Below are 26,083 nucleotides of genomic sequence, written 5' to 3'. Positions count from 1 at the left end.
AATTCTTCAGAAGTTATGTAGGTATCTCTTAATAATTTCGTCTTATACTGTAAATATGTAGAAGTTATTACACAAAGGGGTCGTCAGGAATGCCACAAACTTCGAAAAAAGTAATGATTAACATATTGTTGGGTCTGTTCATCATGTTGTCCATTGGTCTACTGGTGTATTATTCTCCTGCCATTATTAAAATCATGTCTTCCATGGACAATTTCAGAGCGTATATTCATTCAACAGGCCATTGGGGTCCGGTCATGTTTATTTTATTCCAGATTCTTCAGATCGTGGTTGCACCTATTCCAGGAGAAGTGGTACAGGTCGCAGGCGGTTATATCTATGGGGTTACACTTGGGTCCTTGTATACTACAATAGGCTTGATTATAGGCTCAGCGATCGCCTTTTATTTCACCCGTTATATCGGTCGCGCCTATATTTCACGACTAATGCAAAAGAAAAATAATAAGTGGATGTCGTTAATTCATGATGAGAAGAAGTTCTCCGCTTTTTTATTTATCTTTTTCGTGATTCCCGGCTTGCCCAAAGACATGCTTGTATTTGTCGCCGCACTTACATCGATTAGTTCGTTTAGGTTCTTCACGATCCTTATCGTCGGTCGTCTGCCGTGGATCATCGCATCTACCGTTATAGGGTCCACGATTCATATGCAACAATACACGATCGCCATTATTATTTCTGTTATCGCTGTGATCGGGTTTGTACTCGGTTATATCTATAGGGAGAAATTGGTGGGATTGTTCTCCCGGTCAGACAGTACCAAAGCCAAACCCAAGGCTATACCGAGTTATAGTAAGAATAGGGAGTCTCGTAAAATAAAAAGAGATACAACATGAACAAAACCAATCTATTGATATGAAAACCGGAGGTATATCATCTTATGCAAATACTTAAAACCAATCGATTAATCCTGCGAAATTTCACCGTAACGGACGCAGCCGGACTGTTGGAATACACAGCAAATCCCAGAGTGAATTGTTTTATGGATCAACAAATTTCAACATTGGAAGATGCGGCGGCAGAGGTTGCAAAAAGAAACAGTGACGATTCCCACATCGCGGTTTGCCTGAAAGACAGTAACGAGCTGATCGGTGAGCTGTTTGGTATGAGGGAAGATCGGGATTCCGATACGGATAAAGATTCGAATTCAGATACGTATAGTATAGGTTGGAATTTTAATGGCAGATTTGAAGGGAAAGGGTACGCCAGTGAGAGCGCCAATGCTTTCATCGAAAATCTCTTTATGGAACAGGGAATAAGAAGACTGTACGCCTATGTCGAGGATGATAACTTCCGTTCTCAGAAACTGTGTGAGAAGCTGGGCATGCGCCGGGAAGGTCTTTTTTTGGAGTTCATTTCTTTTGTCAAAAATGAGGACGGCACACCGAAATACGAGAATACGTATCAATATGCTTTGTTGAAAAAGGAATGGCTGGCACATCGTGAATCGAAGTAATAAAGAAAGACATGCCTGCCTCATCATTAGTTTAAAAAAGTTATAGAAATGAGCACGTACCCATGTGTACGTTCCACAACAAATACGGCGGCTTTTCCCTGGATAGATTCCAGAGGAAAAGTCGCCGTTTCATTATCGCACAGAACACTATTGATCGAGCAATGTGTTTATAAGGTCACAATATATTCAGCTTGAATTCTAGACGGTGCTGCCCCAATATTGCTTTGCAATCTTCTGCCCTTGATCAATCTTCGCCCATTGCTGAGCTTCGCTTAATTCGTTACCACCATCACAAGATGCAAATCCGCATTGGTGAGACAACAGCAGCCGATCCTTATCAATGATTTTGGAAGCTTCGTCCAGCAAACGGACAACACGTGCTTCATCATCGAGTGTACTCGTTTTGGATGACAACAGACCCAGTACAATTTCCGTTTCAGGTCTGTCCTTGAACACTTCCAGAGCTTCAATTGAACCCGCACGATCATCATCCCACTCCAGGAAGAAACGGTCATATTTCAATTGCTTCAGGAACAGATTCGCAATTTTGGCATACGATCCACCACCCATGTTGCGGGAATCATAATTGCCGCGGCAGTTATGTGTCCACATTTTCAAGCCAAGGCTATGACCAAAGTCAATCACGGTATTATTAATATCAATGAATTCGGTAGCGAGACCCTTTACTTCATCTTGATTAATATTTTCCCCTGTAAAAGGAGAGTTCGGGTTGTCGTCTGCAAACAGTTCCCACAAGCAATCATCGAATTGCAGAATTTTACCGCCCACTGCAGCGAATTCCTCCACGAATTCCTTATACGCGATCACAAGACCCTCTTTGAGCTCCTGTATGTTTTGATATACAGCATCCGTTCCACCAATGTTATCCGACCAGGAAAGCTCACCGAAAATATGTGAAGGCGATGGTACACAAAGCTTCGTTTGTTGCTCGCCAGCCGTGTCTTGCAGTTGTTGGAACAGTTGAATGAAATGATGGTTCTTTCCACTCAATTTATCAGTGATGCGCAGTCCGATATCTTTGCGTGTTTCATACTTCGAAGTTCCATCCACATCTCTGAAAAAATAGCCATGATCCGCGATGTAACGCTTCACTCCGCCAAATCCCCATACAAAGTCCAAATGCCACATCGATTTCGAAAATTCGCCATCGGTAACCACGGACAAGTTATGTTCGATTTCCTTAGCCACAACTTGTTTAATTGCCTCCGTCTCACACTTCTCATATCCTTCGTAGTTTTCATAAAATGGATATTGGATATCATCGTTATGTTCAATTTGCGTTTTATATTTCAGCAGCTCATCCGGCCGCAATAAACTTCCTACGATCTGGAACTTATCAGTCATGTAAAAAACCCCCTCGTTGTATAAAATGATCATATCACGCCGAGAGCAGTTAGAAGGGATACTTAAAAACCATAACTGGTTATAGTTAAAAGCTATATCAAAAGTTAATCCATTTCACAACGTACGACGACGCAGTTCATAAAAATATTGTACCGCTGGATGCTTTAATTTGACCTGCTCCGACATGTTCAGAATTCGCTTTTTGCCAACTCGTCTGTCCATTAAAGCCAGAATATTAAACAAAATATCCTTGCTATCCAGATTATCCTCTATAGAAGTTGATAAATACGTCGTGGCTGCAACGGTAAAATTCGATTTACTAAGTGCGGTCTGAGCCAACAAAAGCTCCTTGGCATGTACGGAGATTTTTCTGCTTCTTGCCATGACTTGAAGACGATCCTCGGGAATGGGTCCTTTGGAATCTTTTCGAATAACTTCAATCTCTTCATCGCTCACAGGAATCATGATCTCCGGATCGCTCTTGATCTCCTGCTCTGTCTGATACCATCGGATTGGGGTTGTTGTATCACTCATGTTGAGTACATTCTTTTTATCTACAGTAATATAACAATTGCCTGATTTATCAGGTGAATAGCGATAGCTGGTGGCACGGTACTCCACCCTTCCAACTAACGCAGGACTAAGAAAACTCTCCAGTTGTTGCTTCAATTTACTCCAGGACATAAATCCTCCTATTATCAAAAGCCTACCGCATGAATTGCGGCGATCATTTCAAATATTTTTCAATCCGTCTCCAGTATCAACATTCATTTAAATTATAACATAGCAAACCAAATTGATGATGGAAGAAACCCAGTTATTGGTTTTGAATTCCCCTATGTGATAAAATTGCACAAAATTATCTACTTACTATTAAATCATCATAGCCTACCATTGGAACTTACGTTGTTATTCACAAAGGAGAGGAAGAGTGTAATGGCTACGAAGAAAGCAACCTTACCTGCTCATATGGAAAAACTCGTTAAAGATAATGATATCGCAACCGTAAAAGAAGTCTTTGAGCAATGCGAATGGGATGCCCGCGGGGGCTACAGCAAAGGTACGGCCCTCAGCTTTCGGCATATTTCGGATGAATTGGTCCGCTGGCTGTTAGAGCAAGGGGCAGATATTAATGCACGTGACAAATATCAACGCACGCCTTTACATGCCCATGCCTCACACTGGTCAGGAAATGTACCCCTGTTCCTTGAATTAGGTGCGGATCTGGACGCTGTGGATTACCAAAATGAAACACCGTTACATGCAGCGGTCAGTGGGTATCGAACCAAAGTGGTTCAAGAGTTGGTAAACCAGGGCGCTACGATTAACGTAGAAAATAAACAGGGTAATACGCCATTAGCTAAGGGGTTAGTCAATTGTAGGAATAGCGATATAGTTAATCTGGCAGAGATTGCCGCAATTCTTCTGGATGCCGGAGCATCGGTCACCCCGGATATGAAAGAATCGGTGAAGCGGATCGGTAAGGATTTTGAATTCGTCCGTGAGAAGTTCAATAAGGACAAGGTCGATGGAGTTTCAGACGCGCTGATTAAACTGTACCAGTTATTTGATGTCGAGCCGGTAGCGAATCGGATCATGCACGATGGAACTGCACCCATTCAGGTAAAGGCAACCACCTGGCCCAAGCAGCACCAAGAGCTGTGGGAATATCTCATCCCGGCTCAGGGCCACGCTCAAACGGTGCAGGGAGAGGTCATTCGCATCACAGGACGTGTGTCCCATGAAGTATTGGATAATGGCGGAGGAAACTGGGATGCGGAGTATCGCAAAATGCTGGATGCGCTAATTCGTTATCTGGGCACTGGAGCGCCACTCGCCCCCGCACTTCTCCAAGAGGCAGCAGATTTGGCCAGCAAGCTTCATAATGGATACGATTTTGATGCGCCTGCCAGATTATCCGAGTTGGCGGTATTATGGGTGCTTGCCAATCCTCAGCCGGTCACTATAGAGAAGCCAGAGTATACGCGTTAAACAGCAAAGCAAAAAAAAGAAGCGGAAGAGTTACCGCTTCTTTTTTCTATTTAATCTATCTGAATCATACTCCGTATCCATGATTACGTCTTACTCTACTCCACCTGTTCATTACTTTCAAACTCATTGAGCAATTCGCGTACTTTAGAAGTGGTTTTGGCGTTCATCAAGCTGTTTCTCAGCTCACTAGCACCGCGGAAGCCACGAACATAGATTTTGAAAAAACGGGCCAGCGGGCTGAACGAACGTGGTTCAAGCTCGGAATATTGATCATGGAGATCCAAATGCAGCCGTAGCAAATCAAGCAATTCCTTACTGCCGTGTTCCTTCGGCTCCTTCTCAAAAGCAAACGGATTCTGGAAGATACCGCGTCCAATCATAATACCATCCACACCATATTGCTCCGCGAGTCTCAGGCCTGTCTCACGGTCAGGAATATCCCCATTAATCGTCAGAAGAGTATTAGGCGCTATCTCGTCACGCAGTTTCTTAATCTCCGGAATAAGTTCCCAGTGAGCGTCTACTTTGCTCATTTCTTCTCTCGTCCGCAGATGAATGGACAGGTTCACAATGTCCTGTTGCAAAATATGGGTCAACCAGTCGCGCCATTCGCCGACCTCAGTAAATCCGAGACGCGTTTTCACACTGACCGGCAGCCCTCCGGCTTTCGCCGCCTGAATAATCTCCGCCGCAAGGGCTGGCCGGCAGATCAAGCCGCTTCCTTTTCCATTCTCCGCAACATTCGCTACAGGACAGCCCATATTAATATCGATACCTTTAAAGCCTTCCTTTGCCATACCGATACTCATCTCGCGGAAAAACTCAGGCTTGTCTCCCCAGATATGAGCCACAATCGGCTGTTCATCCGCTGTAAACGTCAACCGTCCACGCACACTATGGTGCCCCTCCGGGTGACAATAACTCTCTGTGTTCGCAAACTCCGTAAAAAACACATCCGGTCTGCCCGCTTCACTTACGACATGCCGAAACACAACATCCGTCACATCTTCCATCGGTGCCAGTATAAAAAATGGTCGTGGCAAATCACGCCAAAAGTTTTCCTTTGTCATCTCAAAAGCTCCTCTATACATTCCAGGACAGTCTTTGTCCTCATTAATAGTTAAAATAGTAAAACTCGTAACTCATGCATCTGCTTGCTTATCATTTACATGATCATTCGCAGTTTCGTTGCAATTCACATCATGGTGTCCTAGCTTCTTCTTCACTTATACCATGCAAATGTAACTTCGTTCAAACAGCAGTATCTGTTATTCCTTCCATTGGATCTTCAAATTATTGAAAGTTCGATGATCTCGAAATTGCCCTTTCCCGATTTTATCACGTCTTTATTAGATTTTCAGCCCGATTGCTCTTGCCGAACTGGAAAAGCTCCTCTAAAATGAAGCTCGACAGGCTTTTAACCTGCAAATCGAGATTTTAAGGAGGCCTGAATTATATATGGAAATTTCACTGGATATGATCAAAGACAAAGTCGAATGCTTGCAGGCTTATGACTTCCGTGAACTGGAACGAGCGATCGAAGAACGAATCGGAATGAACAAAGCATTAATGTTACGCGTGAAGCAAGTTCAACATCAAGTAACGTTTGACCCTTTTCGCAACAAGATGTTATATAGTGCAATCGTGCATTTTAACGTAGATTAATGGACCAAGATTTGAATAGTGAAAAACAGTTCACTGACGCAATTGCATTTAAGCATATCCTATAAAGCATGCAAAAAAGAAGACGCGAATTCGCTCGCGTCTCTTTCCATATCAAACTCCTTTTTCTCTTATTAAAACTCCTGCTTAAATAACATCGCCAAGTTTGTTTAAAACGCGGTATTAAAAGAGGATTTTTGTCACCTGTAATCATATTTTACATAGTTAAATACGGGGATCGTACCACTATACAAACAGTCATTTTTGAGGATTAAGGGGGTAATACCATGCAAGAATTAATATTTATGAAGAATTATAAAAACAATGAAGTACTGCGCAAGAGTTTTTTCGAGCTTGCTGTCAACACGTTTGAGATCAATTTTGAAGATTGGTATCAACAAGGATACTGGGGAGAGCGTTACATCCCTTATTCATATGTCGATGGAGACCAGGTTATTGCCAACGTTTCTGTTAACATCCTTGAGCTCATCATTCACGGTGAGAAGAAAAAAGCGATTCAAATCGGCACGGTGATGACACATCCTGATTATCGGGGGAAAGGACTCTCTACACGTTTAATGAATAAAGTTTTAGAGGAATACGAGAACAAGTACGATTACATGTACCTTTTTGCCAATGAATCTGTGCTTGATTTTTACCCCAAGTTTGGGTTTAAACCTGTGGAAGAACATCTTTTTTCAATGGATTATACGGCAAAAAAATCACCCGAACCTGCGAATATCCGTAAACTAAATGTTACTAACGCGGAGGATTTACGTCTTATTCAAAAATTGGCATCGGAACGATTACCTGTTTCTCAGCATTTCGCAACCCATCATGCTCAAGGAATACTCATGTTTTATTGCCTGAATGTCTTTAGTGATGATATTTATTACTTGGAAAACGAAAACGTCATTGTTATTTATCAGAAAGAAGACAATCATATCGATCTCTTCGACGTTGTTAGCTTAAACGAAATGAATATGAAAGATATCTTGGATAAGATTGCAGATGAGGATACGGAGAAAATAACCTTCCATTTCACTCCAGATGATCAAGGTCTTGATCTGAAAAGTTTGATCACCAATGAAGGTTTATTTGTAAGAACCCATGGTGAACATCTCTACCCTGTTCACGTTAAACATCCAATTACATCTATTGCTTGATGATTTATTTAATAAGATCTGCCACCAGTCATACTTAAAAAAGATCAAAAAGGAGCAGGATTTCCCTGCTCCTTCGTTATGTGAAACTCCTTACTCTCATCAAACGTAAATTTACAAGGTATAATGAAATCAGATGACCGTTCAGCATGATCTTATGACCATCATAATGAAGGAGGGGACATTCGTGGCGTTTATCCCGCTAAACTGCCCCAATTGCAACGGAAGAATTGAATACAAGAAGGATGAGGTTTTAAAGTGTCCCTATTGTGAAACAGAACTTTTATTGAAGCAAAATCATGTCTATTACGTAGACCAGACCATTAATCATTACCACGGAACACCCCCTAAAGCACCGCTGAAGCAGACTGCCTCCGTAAAGGTAATGCTGATACTGATGTTAGTCCTGGCTGGCGCCATCGGTACATATTTTTATTATAGCAACAGCTCCACCTATCCAAAAACAGAAGCCAATCTGCCTGTGCGAAAGATGCCTGAAAGCGAGGTTTTGCTCTCATTTTTGCGAGATATCTTCGATAAAGGGTCCGCCTTGCCAACAGAGGAGGAATTGGCTCGTATTCGCTATTTAACCGTAGAGCATTCGGAGAATGATCAGTGGAAGTTTACATATAGTCTCTCCGATCCATTCAGCGATGAACAGGCCGAGAAGATCACTTATATTACTCAGGACAAAAAACTGAATAGCCAACGGATTGATCAGCGAGATTTTGAAGCTTTTAAGGGACTGACCGCATTGGACCTGACAAATACCTATGAAATATCCCAGACGGACCAAACCACTTTGGCCCATATGCCGGGATTAAAAAGTTATGGAGGCGCTTTTAACGAATCCTTCAGTACATTTTCGGGCTACTTTGGCGACAAATCTAAAATTACGGAGCTTTCCACTCAGCTTCGCAGCAATCAGGAGTTGGCCCTACTACTGGAATTCCCCAATCTGAACTCTTTATCCATTACCTATGTGGATGAGTCCGTAACAGATTTTCACTTGTTAAACCAATTGCCAATCAAGTCCCTGTCGCTCACCTTTGTCGATGAACTCGGATGGGTGTCGTCCATGACCGGGCTATCATCCTTATCTATACAGTACAGTGAAACCACAGACCTGCAGCCGCTGTATGCCTTGACCCAGCTTCAGGAGCTTCAGTTGTCCTATTTAACGAACGTAAAGTCCATCGACTTTGTGCAAAATATGCCTGCTCTACAAACGTTAGATATCGAAAATGTAAACATCTCGAGCCTAGAGCGCTTGACCGGCAAAAACTCCATTACTACACTACGCCTGGCTTCTCTAAGTCAACTTGGTTCGGTAAAAGCCATCAATAGCCTGTCCTCTTTGCGGGAATTAACGTTGTCCGGCTACTACGAGAATCCAGAAGCGCTGACACTGCCTAAAGTAGAGCGAGCGGAAATTCCAAGCTCCTTTCTCCCCGGGCTAAAGGCCCCGACTACAACCAGTCTGACGCTCCGTGGCGGAAGTGGGGAATTGAACTTGGCTGCGCTGGGGAAATTCCCGAAACTGGAGCAACTCTCGCTCTGGGAGATCGATGAACTAACCCGTCTTGCCGCCCTGGACGGCTTGTCCCGCCTAGAGACCTTAAACATTTACGACTCGTCACTATATAAGGAGAGCGATGCTTTATTTCGTTTGAAGCAGGTGAAATCTCTGATGTGCTCCGAGTGTAGGCTGAACTTTGAGCAAAAATCGGCCGCAGATAAAGGCGTGCTTGAACATTTGACCTTAGAGCAGCCATATTTCAGCATAAACAATACCTCTGTTACTGAAGTTGACCAAATGATGCCTTACTTTGCCAACATGTCCGCTCTACGTTCCTTCACTCTGCAAGACAGCAATTTGGCTTCTCTCGAATTTATGAGTAACTGGCAGGCCATAGAAGAGCTTCATCTCGAGAACAATGCCATTTCCAATATCGAGACCCTAAGCCAGCTGCCTGATCTGCAAAAGGTATATCTATCCGGTAATTCCGTACAAAACAAGTCCGTGCTTGGCACGGGTGTGCAGGTGTATTAATTACCGATTGGGATGATGGGAGTTTTAGACTACTGTAGTTAGTGGATGGTATCGGAACAAAGAAAAAAGGGGCTCCCCTTATGCAGTTCTTCCTGCATGGGGAACCCTTTTGGTGCTTTAAATCAAGTCAGAAGCCTTCAATATTCTTTGGACGATAGCTGCAACCTCAGCACGGGTGATGTTGGCTTTCGAAGCCAGTTCATGTGCTCCTCTGCCGCTGATCACACCTGTCTCAATACTTGCAGCAACAGCGGAATGATACCAATCGGAAGCATCCACATCTGCAAAAGGCGCCTTGCCATCAACTGGCTTCAGTCCCAAGCCTTTCATCATAATCGCTGCGAATTCAGCACGTGTCATATCCATATTTGAATTATATAGATCGTTACCAATGCCATTCACAATGAGGCGAGAGCCCATATCATTGACAGCATCCTTAGCCCAATGATTTTCTACATCTTTGAACATCAACGGGTGCCACACCACTGAATACAGACTGTTCGTTAAGATGTTAGACGAAACAAACAAGCGGCTGCCTGATCGGCAACCGCTTTATCGGACATACATGCTTATTAAATGTCGTAGTTATTCGAAGGACTGTGATCGATAACGGATTGCACGACTCGTTTAACCACGGATTTCGCGGCATCCTGGGTGGACATTCCGCCGATCTCGTCCGCGTTAACTTCGATAAATCCTTTACCCCCGATGATCTCTCGAGCTGTCTCAAGTTCGCCCGCACTGATAGAATCATGGGATACCAGTGAGATCAGGCCGGCGTCGTTCAACACCTTTGCCATCTCCGCCGTACCGCGGAGCGTTTCTCCACTGACGCTCTCAAGCAGCATCGTATGGTAACCGGATGACATTAGTCGCTTCTCCACTTCCTTGGCGAGAGCTACCGTATCCGAGCCAGCAAACCAGAGCGTGAGCGGAGATTGTCCTTTCTGCTGGGCGCGAACATCTCTCGTGATCCCCGTATCCAGCGTGGCAAATCGGCTTTCTCCCTTCAGAGCTTGATCGATGACTCCGCAAGCAGACGTCATGTTGGTGACACGATCAATGAGGATAAAACCTCCGATGCTCTTATTGTGCTCAAAGGAATCGAAGACGATCTGATCCGACAGTGTGAATTCACACTTGGCCAATTCGTTCTTAACAATTTGATCGGCCAGAACGGTATGGCCCGTGTTAATGTCAATTTTATGGGTAATCGCCGTTACAGTGCCTGGAAGAGTCTTCGTTCCGACCTTTACCCAATAATGCTTGCCCGGAGTCAGGACGGAATCGTCCATCCACAGGATCGTAGAAGCGAAGCTGTCAGCTTCTTGGACTTGATTGTCTATCGTGAGCACGCAGCCCCGCGAGACATCAACTTCGCGGTCCAGTTGTATCGTAACCGGTTGGCCAGCATAAGCCGAATCCTGAGCTTGGTCCGTCACCAAAATCCGCTTAACCTTGGCTTTCTCACGACTTGGCAGAGTCATGAGTTCGTCTCCGACCGAAATCTTTCCAGCCTCAATCTGGCCCTGGAACCCACGGAACGTATGGTCCGGTCTGCTTACACGCTGAACTGGCATCATGAAAGGCTTCGTATCATCGGTAGTATGAACGTCTATACTTTCCAAATACGGCAATAATGCTAACCCCTCGTACCAGGGTGCATTCGGCGACTGGGTTGTAATGTTGTCCCCTTCCGTAGCCGACACGGGAATGACCTGAATGCTCTTGATTTGGAATTCGGCCGTCGTTTGGATGAACTCTTCCTTGATTGCCTCGAACGTCCTCTGATCGAAGCCGACCAGATCCATCTTGTTCACAGCCAATACGAGATGCTTGATACCCATCAGGGCGCAGATCCGAGCATGGCGTTTGGTCTGGGTAATGATGCCTTTGGTAGCGTCCACCAGAATGATGGCTAGATCGGCAAAGGAAGCGCCTACAGCCATGTTGCGCGTATACTCTTCGTGTCCCGGTGTGTCCGCCACGATGAAGGAACGATGAGACGTCGTAAAATAACGATATGCCACATCAATGGTAATCCCTTGTTCGCGTTCGGCCAGCAAACCATCGAGGAGCAGCGAGTAGTCGATTTTGCCGCCTCGGCTTCCCAATCGACTATCGAGCTCAAGCGCGCGTTCTTGATCGGCAAACAGCAGCTTAGCCTCATAGAGCATATGTCCGATCAGCGTGGACTTGCCATCATCCACACTTCCGCAGGTAATGAATTTAAGTAGACTCTTCATGTTAGAAATAGCCCTCCCGTTTGCGTCGTTCCATGCTTCCCGCCGCTTCTTGATCGATAACCCGACTGGTCCGTTCGGAAGATAACGCACCCAATGTCTCCTCAATGATCTCATCCAGCGTAACGGCATCGGACTCGACTCCGCCCGTCAGCGGGTAACAACCCAACGTGCGGAAGCGAATCTTCTTCATCTCTACCTTCTCGCCAGGCTCAAGCTTTATCCGCTCGTCATCCACCATGATGATATGCCCGTCACGATTAACGATCGGTCTTACGTCCGCGGAGTAAAGCGGAACGATATCGATGTTCTCCCGACGAATGTATTGCCAGATATCCTTCTCAGTCCAGTTGGACAGCGGAAAGACTCGAATGCTCTCTCCCTTGTTGATTCGCGTGTTGAACAGCTTCCACATCTCCGGACGTTGGTTCTTCGGGTCCCACGAGTGATTCTTGTTCCGGAACGAGAAAATCCGCTCCTTCGCACGCGACTTCTCCTCATCACGTCTTCCGCCACCGAACGCAACCGTGAATCCGTATTTATCCAATCCCTGCTTCAGGGCTGTGGTTTTCATAATGTCGGTATATGCGGAACCATGGTCGAAGGGATTAATTCCTTGCTGAATAGCCTCATCATTAGAGTGCACGATCATTTCGATACCAAATTCCTTCGCCTTTCGGTCGCGGAACTCAATCATTTCCTTGAATTTCCAGGTTGTATCGATATGCATGAATGGGAACGGCGGCTTCTCAGGGTAGAAAGCCTTTAGGGCCAAGTGCAGCATGACCGAGCTGTCCTTGCCGATGGAATACAACATGACCGGTTTCTCGCACTCCGCTGCTACTTCTCTGATAATGTATATCGCTTCAGCCTCAAGTTGATCCAGATGTGTTAATTCTTGCATGGCAAGGCGGCCTCCTTTTTAATCCTCACTAAAACCATCGTATTTATAAACTTATCCTATCAGATTCCATCTTTATTGCAAAGTGGAAAAAAGTAAAATTTATGATGTTTATGATTGAATCGACAATATTCAGCATTGAGTAACGGTTCCCTCCTATAATAAAATCGCCTGAACGAATGATTTGTGCTGAGCTACAAATGGAATCGGTTGGTTAACGATTTCTATTACAATCATGATTGAGGGCCATGGAATTTGAAAAAGCTGCCGCCTGTAAAGTACAGACAGCTAGATGGCTTGCCCAGCCTAGTGACCCTGAACATTTACGACTCTTCACTATATAGGGAGAGCGATGCTTTATTTCGTTTGAAGCAGGTGAAATCTCTGATGTGCTCCGAGTGCAGGCTGGAATTTGAACAAAAGGCAGCAACCGAGAACAGCGTGCTTGAATATTTGACCTTAGAGCAACCGTATTTCAGCATAAACAATACCTCTGTTACTGAAGTTAACCAGATGATGCCATACTTTGCCAACATGTCCGCTCTACGTTCCTTCACTCTGCAAGACAGCAGTTTGGCTTCTCTCAAATTCATGAGCAACTGGCAGGCCATAGAAGAACTTCATCTCGAGAACAATGCCATTTCCAGTATAGAGACCATAAGCCAGCTGCCTGATCTGCAAAAGGTATATCTATCCGGTAATTCCGTTCAAAACAAATCCGTGCTTGGTGCGGGTGTGCATGTGTATTAATTACCGCCTGGGATGATGGGGAGTTTTAGACTAATACAGTTAATGGATGGTTTGAAACAAAGACAAAAAAGGGGTTCGAGAATATATAAATTCTCGAGCCCCTTATGTTTATGTTTCGCTTTCTAACCATCATCGCTACACTCCAGAGCGTTGCGGATTGACCGTGCCAAAGATATGATACGGTGTTATCCCCTTTGAAAATAGACTATCGATCAGCTTGATCAATTCCTCCGACGATAGATCTTTGTCTCTGTGTATCCAAAGACGAAACATAGATATTAATGTTGATATGTAAAACTCAATGATGTATGGTGCCAAGACATCATCTGTTGAAAAATCCATAATCAATCGCTCAAAGGGAATTTCTCTTTTCAAGCGTTCCACAAAATGAACAGATCCATAGTCGCCCAATACAGCTTTAAGAACTGAAATTTCCTCTGCATTTTCCAAGCATTGAAGTGCATCTTGGATAGTATGTGTAGAAAACTCTCTTCCTGCCATTTCCTCCTTAATCGATTTCAACATACGCTCTTCAACGCAGTCCAACAACTCATAGATATCTGTAAAGTATTGATAAAATGTACTCCGATTATATCCTGATTGGTTAGCAATCTCTTGAATGGATATCTTTTCGATTGGTTTTCGGCAATATAAATCACAGAATACATTTATAAATGTCTGCCTTGTTTTTTCCGTAATTTCAGGTTGCTTTTTCATTGTTTACCTCCATTTTCTGTTGAATTGATTATACGACAGATATTAAAAATCTGATGGTTGATGACCAAATAGTGAATCTATACAATTACATTATACAACACGTTGTTGGATCATCAACAAGGATGAATATGGATATTAGGAGGCTAAGATGAGAATTTTATTTTTCGGTAGAGGTGTAATATCGACCCAATACGCTTGGGCTTTAGAGAAGGCAGGGCATACCGTTGAGTTTTACGTTAGAAAAGGGAGAAAAGAAACGTTCGGAAGTCATATCGCGCTTGAAATGTGGGACGCACGAAGAGGAAAACAGTTCATCCAAGAAAGCTGGGAAATCAAGCTGCATGAGGAGATAAGCCCAAATTACGATCTCATTATTGCGAGTGTCAACACGGAGCAACTTCCCGAAGCAGCAAGAATACTTTCGACTACTGCTGGTAACACCCCGATCCTAATATTCAATAATATTTGGCAGGATTTAAAATCATCAATCTTGCCCCTGTCTATGAACAACGTTGTCTTTGGGTTCCCAGGAGCAGGAGGCGGCATTGAGGACAATAAGCTTAGGGGCGGCTTTTTAAAAATGATATTTCTGGAAAAACCACGGGTAGGCACGGAACAGATAAACAACAAGGTCAAAGAACTATTTGAAAGCGCCAATTTTAAAATCAATTGGATCAAGGATATGCAAAGCTGGTTATGGAATCACTATGCCATGAATGCGGCGATGGAGACCGAGGTGCTCAAACGGGGAAGTTTCCCAGCAATCTTGAATCACAGTGACTCATTCGCAAATGTCGGCAACAGTATGCGGGAAATGAAGCCTGTTCTTAAAGCAAGAGGCGCCAAGATGGACGCGATTACTCTACTGTTGACCAAGATTCCACCAGCACTTCTCGGCACGCTGTTTAACAAGGTTATTTTTGCAAAGGGCAGCTTACCACGACTTTTCATTGAATACAATAATAGTAAGCCCAGTTTTGCAGTACTTGAAGTTGTGAGAGAAGCCCAAAAGTTAGGTATACCTTTGCCACGTCTTACCTCGGCATTAGAAAACTGAACAACACACAGCTATTATTAAAAACGGATAAACTGGAAAACTTGATATTGTTCAGACCAACATCAACTCTACTAATGATTATATAAACCATCATCCGACGAACGGAAGCCTCATTAAATTGTCCTTCGCTGAATGGATTAATTTGGTTATAACAAATATAGCCCGAGCTTTAGAAGCTTCGGGCTAATTAGCTATTTATTAAAACAGGTAATCTAGCTTCAAAACACTACTCCCTCACCAACATTGCCACCGACTCCACATGCACCGTATGCGGGAACATGTCCACCGGCGTGACCTCAACCGTCCGATAGCCACCATCCTCCAGCACACGCAAATCACGTGCCAACGTGCTCGGATTACAGCTCACGTACACCACTCGCTCCGGCTTCATCTCCAAGATCGTTTCCAGCAAACGTGGGTCACAGCCCTTACGTGGCGGATCGACAACGATCACATCGGCTTCGATACCTTGTTCTTTCCAGCGTGGAATAACGTCCTCGGATGCACCCACTTCAAACTTCACGTTCTTCATCTCGTTCAGCAGCGCATTGCTACGCGCATCCTCGATTGCTTCAGGCACGATCTCTACCCCGTACACCTGATCCGCATGTTGCGCGAGGAAAAGAGAGATCGTACCGATGCCGCAATAGGCATCAATCACCGTCTCTTTGCCAGTCAGTCCTGCGTACTCTACCGTTTTGCCATACAGGACTTCCGTCTGCACCGGATTCACCTGATAGAACGAACGCGCTGAGATCGCAAATTGCACATCACCGATATAATCATAGATTACATCACGGCCCCACAGGACACGGGTCTCATCGCCGAAAATGACGTTGGTCTGTTTTTTGTTCACGTTCTGGCAGATACTCGCTACATGCGGAATCGCTTCACGGATACTGCCAATCCATTCGTCTTTGTACGGAATGTCTCGACCATTCGTAACCAGAACAAGCATCATCTCGCCTGTACGGAACGCCTTCTTCACGACCACGTGACGCAGCAAGCCACGACCTGTCTCTTCGTTATAGGCGCTAATTCCAAAATGACTGCCAATCTCCTTAACCTTTGCAACCACTTCATCATTGTGCTCATGCTGAATGAGGCAGCTCTCCATATCAATGATCCGATGGCTTCCTTTAGCGTAAAAACCACCTACCAGACCACCCTCGGCAGCTCCAATCGGCACCTGTGCCTTATTCCGATAGCGCCATGGCTCGTCCATGCCCATCGTAGGCAGTACGCGGATGCCCTGCTCCGTATCCTCTTCGTTCATGACACCTTCAAGGCGAAGGCGAATACGATTGCTGCCGATCATTTGTACTTCAGAAGTAGCCAGTTCAGTTGTCTGATTCGCATCACCAACTGAAGCGTCATCCTGCACACGCTGTTCAGCGCCCTCTTTATCATCCTGCGTATTGGATGCCAACGTCTCCGCATCCTCCACCATCACATTCAGCTTGCCAATCCGTTGCAAATTATCGATCACCAACTGGCGTTTCCACGCAAGCTGTCCGGTATAGCTCATATGCTGGATCTGGCAGCCGCCGCACTGATCGTAGATCGGGCATGGCGCGGACACACGATCCGGGCTTGCTTTCACGATCTCCAGCAGTTTGGCATAGCCATACTGCTTCTTGGTTTTCATCACGCGAACACGCACGGTTTCACCTGGAAGCGCACCCTGCACAAAGAGCGTGTACCCATTCGCACGACCTACACCCTCACCGTCATGGTTCATCCCAATGATGTCGATGACGGTCTCTTCATTTTTGCTAACGGGCAGTCCTTCGATTGGTGCAGATTCACGCGTTCTCCCCTTTGGACGAACGGCAGAAAGAGATGCGCCTTGTGGCCGCACCTCTTTTCCTTGCTGACGTGTAGATGGACGAGATGATTGACTTGGCTGACGGGACGCTGAAGCGTTCCCTTGCCCCTGAGAGGCAGCCGAATTCCGGCGGTTTTTTCCACGACCGCTGCGGTTCGTATTAGACAACGTACATTCACTTCTTTCTTCTTATATAGTACCCGCCTGTGCAGGCGAGGGGAAATTTCTATTTCATTTTGTTCCCGATTCTAACGAACCTGGCACACCTTATTCACATCAAAAATAACGTTCCGAATTTCAAATGAACTTCAGAAACGTTATATCATCCTAAGATGGTGTTTTCCGACCTTTTCCGGTCATTTTCTCCAAAATAACGACGCTGAGATTCGTTAGATTCGCAGCTTCGACGATTTCGCCACATTAAGGCTTTCTGAGTTCGTTAGCCGCCAGCCGGCACCCAACCAAACTGTTACATTCAACACGGTGTACCACATCGCAGTACCATCGAACAAGAACAGCACTTTTAACCTTCAATGTTCAATATTCACCTGTTCGCTGTTCACGTTCACTCAATTACCACAATGTGCCTTGCTGTAACAGCTCAACGCATGGTGACCACATGAGATTATACGCGATCCCACCGGACACAGCAACTGGAAAATCTACTTCCATCTCGCCTTACGGCAGAGCTGAATCCAACACTCCTCATCACTTGTGCGGTGCTGTGCAACGACTACTATGGCATCATTGTTTTCCCCAAGCGACCACATTCTGCGCCAAGTGCCAAGTTTAACGATACAACATCAGATGATGACGCAAATTCGTAAATGTAGCTGGCAATGTTCCACCCAACTCTCCATCAAGGTTCAGTTGGACATATCCCGGTGACGTAACTTCCATATGACTCGTCTGGAAATGAACCACTTTCTTGTCGTTCAGATGTTCCCCACGCAGCGCAAGCGTTACGAGGCGGATCATATCAGCCAAATTACATTTCCTCACGCAAATGACATCGAACAGACCATCATCAATGGTTGCACCTGGAGCCAACTTCTCAAATCCCCCGACCGAATTGGTATTGGCGATGAGGAATAACATGAATTCATCATGAATCTCTTCCTGACCGTCGGCGCGAATAATCAGCTCCTGAGGAGACAGACTCGCCATTTTCTCAATACCCTTCATATAATAGGCCAGTTGCCCAATCATCGTTTTCAGACGACTTGGTACTTCATAGGTCAGTTCAGTCAATGAGCCACCACCAGCGATGTTGATAAAATATTTATCATTCGCTTTGCCCAGATCGAGCGGACGAAGCTGCTGATTAATGACCAGATCCACGTAATCTTCCCACTGTCTCGGAATGCCGAGTGCACGTGCAAAATCGTTCGTTGTTCCCAAAGGAAACACACCCAGCGGAGGACGGTTCTCCCGCTCGGCCATACCGTTAATCACTTCGTACAACGTGCCATCGCCACCAGCAGCAATAATCATGTCATATCCTCGCTCAATCGCGAGTTCAGCTTCCCGGGTTGCGTCACCTTCACCCGTTGTTGCGTGACATGAAGCTTCAATACCACCTTGATCCAAACGCTGCAAAATATCAGCCAGACGTTTCTTCATTTCTTCCCGGCCTGAGGTCGGATTATATATTAAGCGAGCTTTTTTCATCTCATACGCCACCTATTCCACATTATCCATGAGTCTAAACGACCTCATATTCTTACGTTGCATCAGTCCACAAAAGGGCATATTTTTTACACAATAATGAACTTCGGTTAATGTTGCTCTAATCTTTCGTCTTACCTATATCTATGCATCAGGAATTCCGTCTCATTCCAAAGCCTTTAACTCCTATCATATCATCAAATGTAAAGATGTCCTAGCCTGTAATCCATAAGTATATTTTTTCATATAGGTACCTACTAATCCATCCATTACCCAATAAACCTCACGCACCGATCCTGAATCTTCCCCACTACCTTTTATGTAAAATAGTCTCATTAATCAACCATTCTGCCCGCTTGGACAGGAATTAGTCTTCGATTTCGATGATCTTCATATGATTATGACATAGATATGCTACAAATTTACAAATCTTAAGATAAAAAGATAAATAATATAAATCTTTTTCCAATATAGTTTTAGTGCACCCTCTACTTAGCACCACATCATACCCTTGAAGGAGAAGTGTAAATGAAAAAAATCGTGTTAATGCTCATGGTTTCGCTTATGGCCTGTATTCCTTGGGTTACCACTGTTGAAGCGGCAGAAATTAATCATGATCAGGTTGTCGGATTTCAGGAAGTCTCACCAGTCACCGTGACACAACAAGCGGCCAAGCGTTTTCAGCCATTTCTAAAAGTCTATCATGGATGCGTGCCTTTTCCCGCAGTGGATCAACAGGGCAATACCAGCGCTGGCTTGAATACGTCCGGGTCATCGAATGGAAACTGTAGCTCAAGTACAGGCCAGATCTACTCCCGCTCCGCATGGCACAATGGGGTGTGGGCAATCATGTATTCGTGGTATTTCCCAAAAGACTCCCCTTCCTCTGGACTCGGCCATCGTCATGATTGGGAAGGTATCGTCGTGTGGGTAGACAATCCGGCAGCGGCCAATTCCAAAATCCTCTCTATCGCCTATTCTGGTCACGGCCAGTTCACCAACGTCACACCGAGCAATACCAATACACAAGGTAACCATCCGTTGATTTCCTATAATAGTACCTGGCCGCTGAACCATGAGCTTGGCGTTACCAACACTGTTGGGGGAACACAACCTTTAATCGGATGGGACGACCTGACTTCTGCCGCACGAAATGCGCTCAATACGACGAACTTTGGCAGTGCCAACGTGCCTTTCAACGATAACAATTTCACCAACAATTTAAATAAAGCCTGGTTCAGATAAGAAAAAAAAGAAAATCCCCTTCAAGTGAACAGCTCATTTGAGGGGGATTTCGTTATGAAGTTATCGTAGTATCCCGGAACCTGTTTCACTTCTTCAGCCAATCTCAAAATCCGATTTTTCTGCCTGCACGCAGCTGTTTGTACCAGAAATACACCGTGCAACCCACACAATAACCCAGCAGAGCCGCGCTTGCAGCCGCGAGAAGCATAATGGAGAATACATAACCTGCGGCTACCCAGCCAAGCGAGAACGAGATGAGTGCCAGAGACAGGAAGAGCACAGCCAGAATATTGTTGAATCGCTGCAGCTCCACCGCCTGCGTCTCTGTCCCTTTACCAGTTAACACAGCTTTCCCAATCTGCACAAACAGATTAAGCTTTCCACCAGAAGCCAGACCAACCACCTGAATGACCCACAGCACGCCCAGAACTACAATTGGATTGAACACAAACGAGAGTAAAACAAACAATACAATACCGACCTGATTTGCTTTCACATAGCGCATGGGCACTTCCCGCATCTGTATATCTCCTTATCCCCATTTTATTAGTTGGTTTTATTGTAGTCGGTATGCAGGGAATGAGCAACACTTCATTTAAGGGGAGTAAAATCTCTTTTCAGCACATCCCAATGGGGAGTCGGGATGCCTGTTGTCTTTTTCCAATCGTTAAATGCATTATTTAACGCCTCAATCTCTCCAAAAGAACCCGCAATCAGCTTATGAATTGGAAGAACACTGTATATCTTCAACAGAAGGTACAACATCCGTTGATGCTTGCGAATCATTTTAGCCTGAATCTCCGGTATAATCGTTATGCCCATAGCCTCAAGAACACTAAAACCTTCATCCATCGCCCCAATCATATGTTGGATTTGCTTTCTGTTCCCGTCCAACTTGATCAACTCACGCTCCTCATTAAAGCTCACCGCATTAAGCATCAGAATGGGGATGATATGGCTTTTCAGCCAGGCATCAATATCACTCAGAACATTCAACTTGTATTTTACATGTTGGAAAGCTTGATCCAGCAAAGGTTTAAATCCTATCTCTCCGTCCAGACTGCCGATTACCATTTGTCCGCTGCCTCCACCGACCGATAACATGCGGTCCTTTTCCCGCTTACCTCCACTCACCTGGAATCCAAATGCGACCTGTTTTGCCACCTTACTGTTTTCCACCAAATAGTTTTGCATGCTTCGTGCATCTGCGTTGTTTCCCACAATCACAATATTGCTGCTCTGATTGTTTGCCAGAATAGGTAACACAGAAGGAAAATCATTATATTTCATGACTACAAAAATCAGATCATATTGGTCATCCACTTCCAACGTTCTGGCTACCCGAACCGGATCAACTGTCGTTTTGAATTGAAAAATATGCCGGATGACGATTCCATCCTTCTCCAGCTCCTCTGCCCGCTTCCCTCTAGCCAGAATAGTAACATCATTGCCGCCGCGCACCAGAACCTGTGCCAGTTGACTGCCCAAAACCCCCGCACCATACACTAATATCTTCATTGGTTATCCCTCAATTTCATAGTTTATAAATAATCGTTGTTTTATCAACATTTGTTGATAAAATAAGAGTAACAAAGCACCTACTGTGCTTCAATCGTTAAAATATCCGTTTTTGTTGAATAATCAACGAATGATTCCTTATTGTTGAAAACCATCATAGGAGGGGCCATGGACAGACGAGTACTCAAGACACGAAAGGCGATAATTGAAGCTTTTGTGGGGTTACTGGAGGAACAGGATTTTGAGCAAATTACGATAAACGATATTGCTGATCGGGCTAATGTAAATCGAGGAACCATCTATTTGCATTACGCTGACAAGTTCGACCTGTTGGATCAATGCATTGAGACCTATTTGCAGCAGTTGTTGGATGCCTGTATGATCGAAAGCTCTACTACAACACCCGTTACAGCCAAGGATGCGCTGCTCAGAACTTTCCGTTATCTGGAACAGCATGCCTCTACCTATACTACACTTCTAACCAAAAAAGGTATTCCGGCATTCCGTAGTAAGTTGATGGGATTGTTGGTCCAAGGAGTGGAGGAACAGATGGATGCCTGTGGCATTCAGGAGGGTATGAAAAAAGAGATTACCATACAGTTTCTTGCTTCCGCTGCAGTCGGTCTTCTGGAGTGGTGGATAATGAATTCCATGCCTTATCCGGCCGAGGAGATCGTTGACCAATTAATAAGTTTACTGGAGCTACATCTGCAATTGCACGCACCCATTAATGGATAAACTAATCCTCGCTCAAGTGATCTACAACAAACAAAAACCACGTCCTTCGACGTGGTTTGATTGTTTATGAAGCTATGGAGTTCAAATCAATTGGTGCGACATTACTGCGAGCGATGTGATCACACACCTATGCCAAAGCGATCATTTCAAGAAGAAGCTTTAACCTCATTACATCTCTCCAGCAAAATCTGGATCTGGCGCTCCAGCCACTGCACAAGCAATGGATGTGGCAACAGTGTCTCACCGCTGTACACATAGTTCAGTTCCTGCAGCCGATCCGGAATAACGTTCCTCGTGAAATAACCGGCACTCAAAAACAGCGGCGCCACAATGACTCGGTTCCCCCGCTCTTCGCTCCAGTACTTCACTTTGTTGTACACACTCTCCGGATTCAGCAATGCATAATCCGTATGGGCTACACCACTAACTTCCTGCACACGCTCTGCAAGGGAAGAAATTCCGGCTTCCCAACGCTCGCGAAAACCATCATGAATACTCCCATGGCCTACCAGCAAAATCGTTTCCTTCTCCGGTTGCTGCGACAACAATCGGACTTTGTCCCACACCATCACGGCAATATCCGGATCGTTATCCACTGGATAACCAAAGTGAACCCGAGCCTTCACATCGAACGATTCCAGATCCGTTTCGCGATCAGGTGTTTCCTTTGCACCAATGGCATATTCAATTTCATCCACATGTGTACTCCCGGACGAAACAAATAGAGGTACGACCAGAATATCGGTTACGCCTTGTGCTTCCAGTCGGTCGATACCGTCCTGGATCAGGCGTCCTTCCACAAGTTCAAGAAAACCGGCTTCAACCGGTAATGGAACAGGCAGATTCAACCGGGAGATCGCGTCATCGACGGATTCCACCCAGGTCTGCTCCTGTGAACCGTGACTGATGATGAGTACACCCGGCTTCTTCATGTTAGCGTCCCAGGCGTTCCAGCGTCATTTTATAACCATCATTGCCGTAATTCAGGCAGCGTTTCACACGTGAAATTGTAGCTGTACTCGCACCTGTCTCTGCTTCAATCTGGTTATACGTATTGCCTTTACCCAACATACGAGCCACTTCCAGCCGCTGGGACATGGATTGGATCTCGTTAACTGTGCAGAGGTCATCAAAGAAAACATAACACTCTTCAATATCTTTTAGCGTCAAAATAGCCTCGAATAGTTGTTCAATGCTTTTATCATTTAGCTTTTTCAGCTGCATTTCATCATCATCCCCTAGCGGTTACTGTGTACCTACATTGTACTCACCCTGAGTTGGTATTTCAAGCGTTACCGATTTCACGCACTACAGAATAAAAATACATGTTACCGCTTACAAAAGGTACTATTGTCCTCCCCTCGCGTACATCGGGCGAATTTAACGCGCTATTTCCCAGTTTTCACCTGTATATATCCGATTACTTATGTAGGATTTCAATCCTCCTAAATGTTACAATTTTGTGTCTAAACTTCATTTTACTCTTCGTGAACCTGCCATCATAGATGCGCCCAAATCCGCAAATATCCCGTTTTCCGGGATACCCGCCTACGCCGTCTCTCCGCGAATGACATACAGTATAACAAAAGGGAGTTCCACAAGGGTCTATGATGTACATCTGTCATGCAACTCATGGAACGCAATTCCGAAATCCAATAGAAGGAACGTGATCGTTCATGCCACAGCATTATTATCACCGCCAGCCAGCACCAGGGCAGCGTCCGTCTTCTCATGCTCATCGGCAGGCACATACTTCTGCCTATATGCCGCCCGGTGTGGTTCCGCGGTCTTTAAATGAAACTCAGATTCAACCGATGTATCCTGGCGTAGAACCCCATTACCCGGGCTTCGGTGAAGTCGAAGCTTCTGCAGTCGTACCCTATGGGCAAGGTGTGGCTGGCGGGAACTTTTATGGAGGTGGAGCTCAGGTGGTTCCCCCTGCTCCGGTACAGGCGCCTGCTGCTACAGGCAGTTCCGGGTTTTCGTTAGCCAACATCGGTGAGTTAAAAGGAATGATTGACCGCTTCGGCGGAATTGACGGGATTATGAGTGGAATAGGCAAAATGCAGAAGGTCGTTGGTGGTATCCAGCAGATGGCTCCGATGATGAAACTCGTTATGGGCATTCTGCCTTTTGGAAAAGGAAAATCGAATAACAGCGCAGCTGATGCAGACTATGAAGAATATACGCCGCCCCGGAAACGTAAAAGCAAACGTCGGAACAAAACAACGAATGCTACACGTCGCCGCAATACAACTCCAGTCCGCCGCAAATCCAATACCACCAAGCGCCGTCCCAAAAGTCGCAAAGGTTAAATTCATCCAGGCACCCCCTTACAGAAGGTGGGTGCCTTAACACCGTTCATTAATATATCAAAAATTTCAGGAACTTATGTTCTTATTTCTGCAATTTGAGGTATACTTGATAATAACTAAAGGAGGCGGACCATGGAACTTATCAAAGACAAATACACTCCCGCATTAATCGATCGGACCGGCGAACAGTTGCGTCAATTCTACCCTAAGCTGGATACACAGCAATTTCATGAATTGGTTTTTGCTGAAGGCTGGGAACAGTTGGAATTCAAAGCGCGCATTCGCCGAATCACACTGGCCCTGACTGCAGTACTGCCCGACAATTATGAGGAAGCATTACATATTATTGAACAAGCCGCTCCGAATATGAGAGGCGTTGAATATCTGTTTGTACCGGATTTTATCGAAGTGAACGGACTTGACCCAGAGGATTACGAGTTATCCATGAAGTATCTGACCCTCTTCACACCTTATTCCAGCTCCGAGTTCGCGGTACGCCCGTTTATTAAACATTATCCAATCCAAACGATGAAACATATGATGGCGTGGGCAGAGAGCAACAACGAGCATATCCGCAGACTTGCCAGTGAAGGCAGCCGGCCACGTTTGCCATGGGGTGCCAAACTCCAGAACTTTATCATTGATCCAACACCTGTACTTCCGATTCTGCATGCATTGAAACAGGACGAGTCCCTCTATGTTCGCAAAAGTGTCGCCAATCATCTGAATGACATCTCCAAGGACCACCCTGAACTGGTTATGGATCTGGCCACGACCTGGTACGGACAACATGTACACACCGACTGGATTGTCCGGCATGCCAGCAGATCATTACTGAAGAAAGGACATAGCAAAGCACTAAGTCTTTTTGGTTATAACGAGCAGGATTCGATTCACATTGAGCAGCTTCAGCTTGTCCAGGATACGATTAGCATTGGCGAGGATCTTCATTTCTCGTTTGATGTCGTTAATGAGAGCGGTGAGTCACAGATGCTGCGAATTGAATATGAGATGGGTTATATGAAAGCAAACGGCAAGCAGGCTCCCAAACGATTCAAATGCTCTGATAAAATGTACCCGACAGGAAGAACCAAGGTAGCCACCAAACAATCTTTCAAAGTCATCACAACGAGAAAATATTATGCCGGTCTGCATACGCTAACAATTGTTGTGAATGGTAAAGCGGCAGCAACGACTTCTTTTGTCCTTGAAATGGAGTAACAGGAAGACATCGTAAGTTATACACAGCTTATTGCTGCGGAATAATTATTCACATGTGGATACATTTATTTTCAAAACTTCTATAGAAGAATCAGAAAGGCCACCTGGCAAGCATCATCTCCCGACAGTTAATCCTGCTCGAGATCCTTGTCCAGTGGCCTTTTTATATGTAACAA

General features: G+C 45.1%; 25 protein-coding genes. 12 read left to right on the top strand and 13 right to left on the bottom strand.

Going from position 1 to position 26,083, the window contains the following annotated elements:
* Window positions 1-89 precede the first annotated feature (89 nt).
* Both QNO02_RS03965 and QNO02_RS03960 read left to right on the top strand, forming a co-directional pair.
* Window positions 90-851 carry a TVP38/TMEM64 family protein gene (locus QNO02_RS03965; RefSeq protein WP_289391154.1) on the top strand — a complete coding sequence of 254 codons (762 nt, stop codon included), beginning with the start codon at window positions 90-92 and terminating at the stop codon, window positions 849-851.
* A gap of 44 nt (window positions 852-895) precedes the next feature.
* Complete coding sequence (locus QNO02_RS03960) at window positions 896-1,471, top strand: GNAT family N-acetyltransferase (RefSeq protein ID WP_289391153.1); 576 nt, start codon at window positions 896-898, stop codon at window positions 1,469-1,471.
* 198 nt (window positions 1,472-1,669) lie between these two features.
* Here the strand turns inward: QNO02_RS03960 and QNO02_RS03955 are convergent, their stop codons facing one another.
* Complete coding sequence (locus QNO02_RS03955; protein WP_076253801.1) at window positions 1,670-2,836, bottom strand: cobalamin-independent methionine synthase II family protein; 1,167 nt, start codon at window positions 2,834-2,836, stop codon at window positions 1,670-1,672.
* 114 nt (window positions 2,837-2,950) lie between these two features.
* Window positions 2,951-3,520, bottom strand: coding sequence for an SF0329 family protein (locus tag QNO02_RS03950; RefSeq protein WP_289391152.1), 570 nt, complete (start codon window positions 3,518-3,520; stop codon window positions 2,951-2,953).
* A 252-nt stretch (window positions 3,521-3,772) separates the two neighbouring features.
* Between QNO02_RS03950 and QNO02_RS03945 the strand changes: the two genes are divergently transcribed.
* Complete coding sequence (locus QNO02_RS03945; RefSeq protein WP_289391151.1) at window positions 3,773-4,828, top strand: ankyrin repeat domain-containing protein; 1,056 nt, start codon at window positions 3,773-3,775, stop codon at window positions 4,826-4,828.
* Window positions 4,829-4,923: 95 nt separating this feature from the next.
* Here the strand turns inward: QNO02_RS03945 and QNO02_RS03940 are convergent, their stop codons facing one another.
* Entirely contained in the window at window positions 4,924-5,898 is a 975-nt protein-coding gene (locus tag QNO02_RS03940; protein WP_289391150.1) for a tRNA dihydrouridine synthase, read from the bottom strand.
* 388 nt (window positions 5,899-6,286) lie between these two features.
* Here QNO02_RS03940 and QNO02_RS03935 point away from each other — a divergent pair, with 388 nt between their 5' ends.
* The 3 genes from QNO02_RS03935 to QNO02_RS03925 all read left to right on the top strand — a co-directional run bounded on the left by QNO02_RS03935 (window position 6,287) and on the right by QNO02_RS03925 (window position 9,706).
* Window positions 6,287-6,493 (top strand): DUF2536 family protein, encoded by a 207-nt coding sequence (locus tag QNO02_RS03935; RefSeq protein ID WP_076215046.1) that lies wholly within the window; start codon window positions 6,287-6,289, stop codon window positions 6,491-6,493.
* Between the two features lie 284 nt (window positions 6,494-6,777).
* On the top strand, window positions 6,778-7,656 hold the full coding sequence (locus QNO02_RS03930; RefSeq protein WP_289391148.1) for a GNAT family N-acetyltransferase: 879 nt from the start codon (window positions 6,778-6,780) through the stop codon (window positions 7,654-7,656).
* Between the two features lie 283 nt (window positions 7,657-7,939).
* Window positions 7,940-9,706 (top strand): leucine-rich repeat domain-containing protein, encoded by a 1,767-nt coding sequence (locus QNO02_RS03925; RefSeq protein WP_289391147.1) that lies wholly within the window; start codon window positions 7,940-7,942, stop codon window positions 9,704-9,706.
* Window positions 9,707-9,823: 117 nt separating this feature from the next.
* Here the strand turns inward: QNO02_RS03925 and QNO02_RS03920 are convergent, their stop codons facing one another.
* From QNO02_RS03920 to cysD, 3 genes are all read right to left on the bottom strand, one after another.
* Window positions 9,824-10,174: an S-layer homology domain-containing protein gene (locus QNO02_RS03920; protein ID WP_353959103.1), complete on the bottom strand. Its 351-nt coding sequence runs from the start codon at window positions 10,172-10,174 to the stop codon at window positions 9,824-9,826.
* A gap of 104 nt (window positions 10,175-10,278) precedes the next feature.
* The gene (locus QNO02_RS03915) at window positions 10,279-11,952 is read right to left on the bottom strand and encodes a GTP-binding protein (RefSeq protein WP_289391145.1); all 1,674 of its coding nucleotides are present in this window, start codon (window positions 11,950-11,952) and stop codon (window positions 10,279-10,281) included.
* Between the two features lies 1 nt (window position 11,953).
* On the bottom strand, window positions 11,954-12,853 hold the full coding sequence (gene cysD, locus QNO02_RS03910) for a sulfate adenylyltransferase subunit CysD (protein ID WP_289391143.1): 900 nt from the start codon (window positions 12,851-12,853) through the stop codon (window positions 11,954-11,956).
* Between the two features lie 252 nt (window positions 12,854-13,105).
* Between cysD and QNO02_RS03905 the strand changes: the two genes are divergently transcribed.
* Window positions 13,106-13,600, top strand: coding sequence for a leucine-rich repeat domain-containing protein (locus QNO02_RS03905; RefSeq protein ID WP_289391142.1), 495 nt, complete (start codon window positions 13,106-13,108; stop codon window positions 13,598-13,600).
* A 135-nt stretch (window positions 13,601-13,735) separates the two neighbouring features.
* On the opposite strand, the gene QNO02_RS03900 is transcribed toward QNO02_RS03905, so the two are convergent.
* Window positions 13,736-14,317: a TetR/AcrR family transcriptional regulator gene (locus QNO02_RS03900; protein ID WP_289391141.1), complete on the bottom strand. Its 582-nt coding sequence runs from the start codon at window positions 14,315-14,317 to the stop codon at window positions 13,736-13,738.
* A gap of 148 nt (window positions 14,318-14,465) precedes the next feature.
* Between QNO02_RS03900 and QNO02_RS03895 the strand changes: the two genes are divergently transcribed.
* Window positions 14,466-15,374, top strand: a complete 909-nt coding sequence (locus tag QNO02_RS03895; protein ID WP_289391139.1) for a ketopantoate reductase family protein — start codon at window positions 14,466-14,468, stop codon at window positions 15,372-15,374.
* A 226-nt stretch (window positions 15,375-15,600) separates the two neighbouring features.
* Here the strand turns inward: QNO02_RS03895 and rlmD are convergent, their stop codons facing one another.
* Both rlmD and QNO02_RS03885 read right to left on the bottom strand, forming a co-directional pair.
* On the bottom strand, window positions 15,601-17,370 hold the full coding sequence (rlmD, locus tag QNO02_RS03890; RefSeq protein WP_289391138.1) for a 23S rRNA (uracil(1939)-C(5))-methyltransferase RlmD: 1,770 nt from the start codon (window positions 17,368-17,370) through the stop codon (window positions 15,601-15,603).
* Between the two features lie 621 nt (window positions 17,371-17,991).
* Complete coding sequence (locus tag QNO02_RS03885; protein WP_047840512.1) at window positions 17,992-18,873, bottom strand: diacylglycerol kinase; 882 nt, start codon at window positions 18,871-18,873, stop codon at window positions 17,992-17,994.
* Window positions 18,874-19,398: 525 nt separating this feature from the next.
* On the opposite strand from QNO02_RS03885, the gene QNO02_RS03880 reads away from it, so the two are divergent.
* The gene (locus QNO02_RS03880) at window positions 19,399-20,115 is read left to right on the top strand and encodes an NPP1 family protein (RefSeq protein WP_289391136.1); all 717 of its coding nucleotides are present in this window, start codon (window positions 19,399-19,401) and stop codon (window positions 20,113-20,115) included.
* Between the two features lie 103 nt (window positions 20,116-20,218).
* Here the strand turns inward: QNO02_RS03880 and QNO02_RS03875 are convergent, their stop codons facing one another.
* Window positions 20,219-20,635, bottom strand: a complete 417-nt coding sequence (locus QNO02_RS03875) for a DUF4395 domain-containing protein (RefSeq protein WP_133387372.1) — start codon at window positions 20,633-20,635, stop codon at window positions 20,219-20,221.
* Between the two features lie 71 nt (window positions 20,636-20,706).
* A complete protein-coding gene (locus QNO02_RS03870) occupies window positions 20,707-21,633 on the bottom strand; it encodes a ketopantoate reductase family protein (protein ID WP_289391135.1) in 927 nt (308 codons plus the stop codon).
* A gap of 168 nt (window positions 21,634-21,801) precedes the next feature.
* Between QNO02_RS03870 and QNO02_RS03865 the strand changes: the two genes are divergently transcribed.
* The gene (locus QNO02_RS03865) at window positions 21,802-22,371 is read left to right on the top strand and encodes a TetR/AcrR family transcriptional regulator (protein ID WP_091038820.1); all 570 of its coding nucleotides are present in this window, start codon (window positions 21,802-21,804) and stop codon (window positions 22,369-22,371) included.
* Between the two features lie 146 nt (window positions 22,372-22,517).
* Here QNO02_RS03865 and QNO02_RS03860 read toward each other — a convergent pair whose 3' ends face one another.
* Window positions 22,518-23,303 (bottom strand): sirohydrochlorin chelatase, encoded by a 786-nt coding sequence (locus QNO02_RS03860; protein ID WP_133387374.1) that lies wholly within the window; start codon window positions 23,301-23,303, stop codon window positions 22,518-22,520.
* A gap of 1 nt (window position 23,304) precedes the next feature.
* Window positions 23,305-23,595 (bottom strand): YerC/YecD family TrpR-related protein, encoded by a 291-nt coding sequence (locus tag QNO02_RS03855; protein WP_017690665.1) that lies wholly within the window; start codon window positions 23,593-23,595, stop codon window positions 23,305-23,307.
* A gap of 452 nt (window positions 23,596-24,047) precedes the next feature.
* Between QNO02_RS03855 and QNO02_RS03850 the strand changes: the two genes are divergently transcribed.
* Window positions 24,048-24,686: a tyrosine protein kinase gene (locus QNO02_RS03850; protein ID WP_133387375.1), complete on the top strand. Its 639-nt coding sequence runs from the start codon at window positions 24,048-24,050 to the stop codon at window positions 24,684-24,686.
* Between the two features lie 132 nt (window positions 24,687-24,818).
* Window positions 24,819-25,907, top strand: coding sequence for a DNA alkylation repair protein (locus QNO02_RS03845; RefSeq protein ID WP_289391134.1), 1,089 nt, complete (start codon window positions 24,819-24,821; stop codon window positions 25,905-25,907).
* Window positions 25,908-26,083 lie beyond the last annotated feature (176 nt).

Origin of the sequence: Paenibacillus sp. PK1-4R, from assembly GCF_030369595.1 — a bacterium.
In the GTDB taxonomy this organism is placed as follows: domain Bacteria; phylum Bacillota; class Bacilli; order Paenibacillales; family Paenibacillaceae; genus Paenibacillus.
The sequence above is the reverse complement of the archived record's forward strand: the minus strand, read 5'-3'. Positions and strand labels throughout refer to the sequence as shown.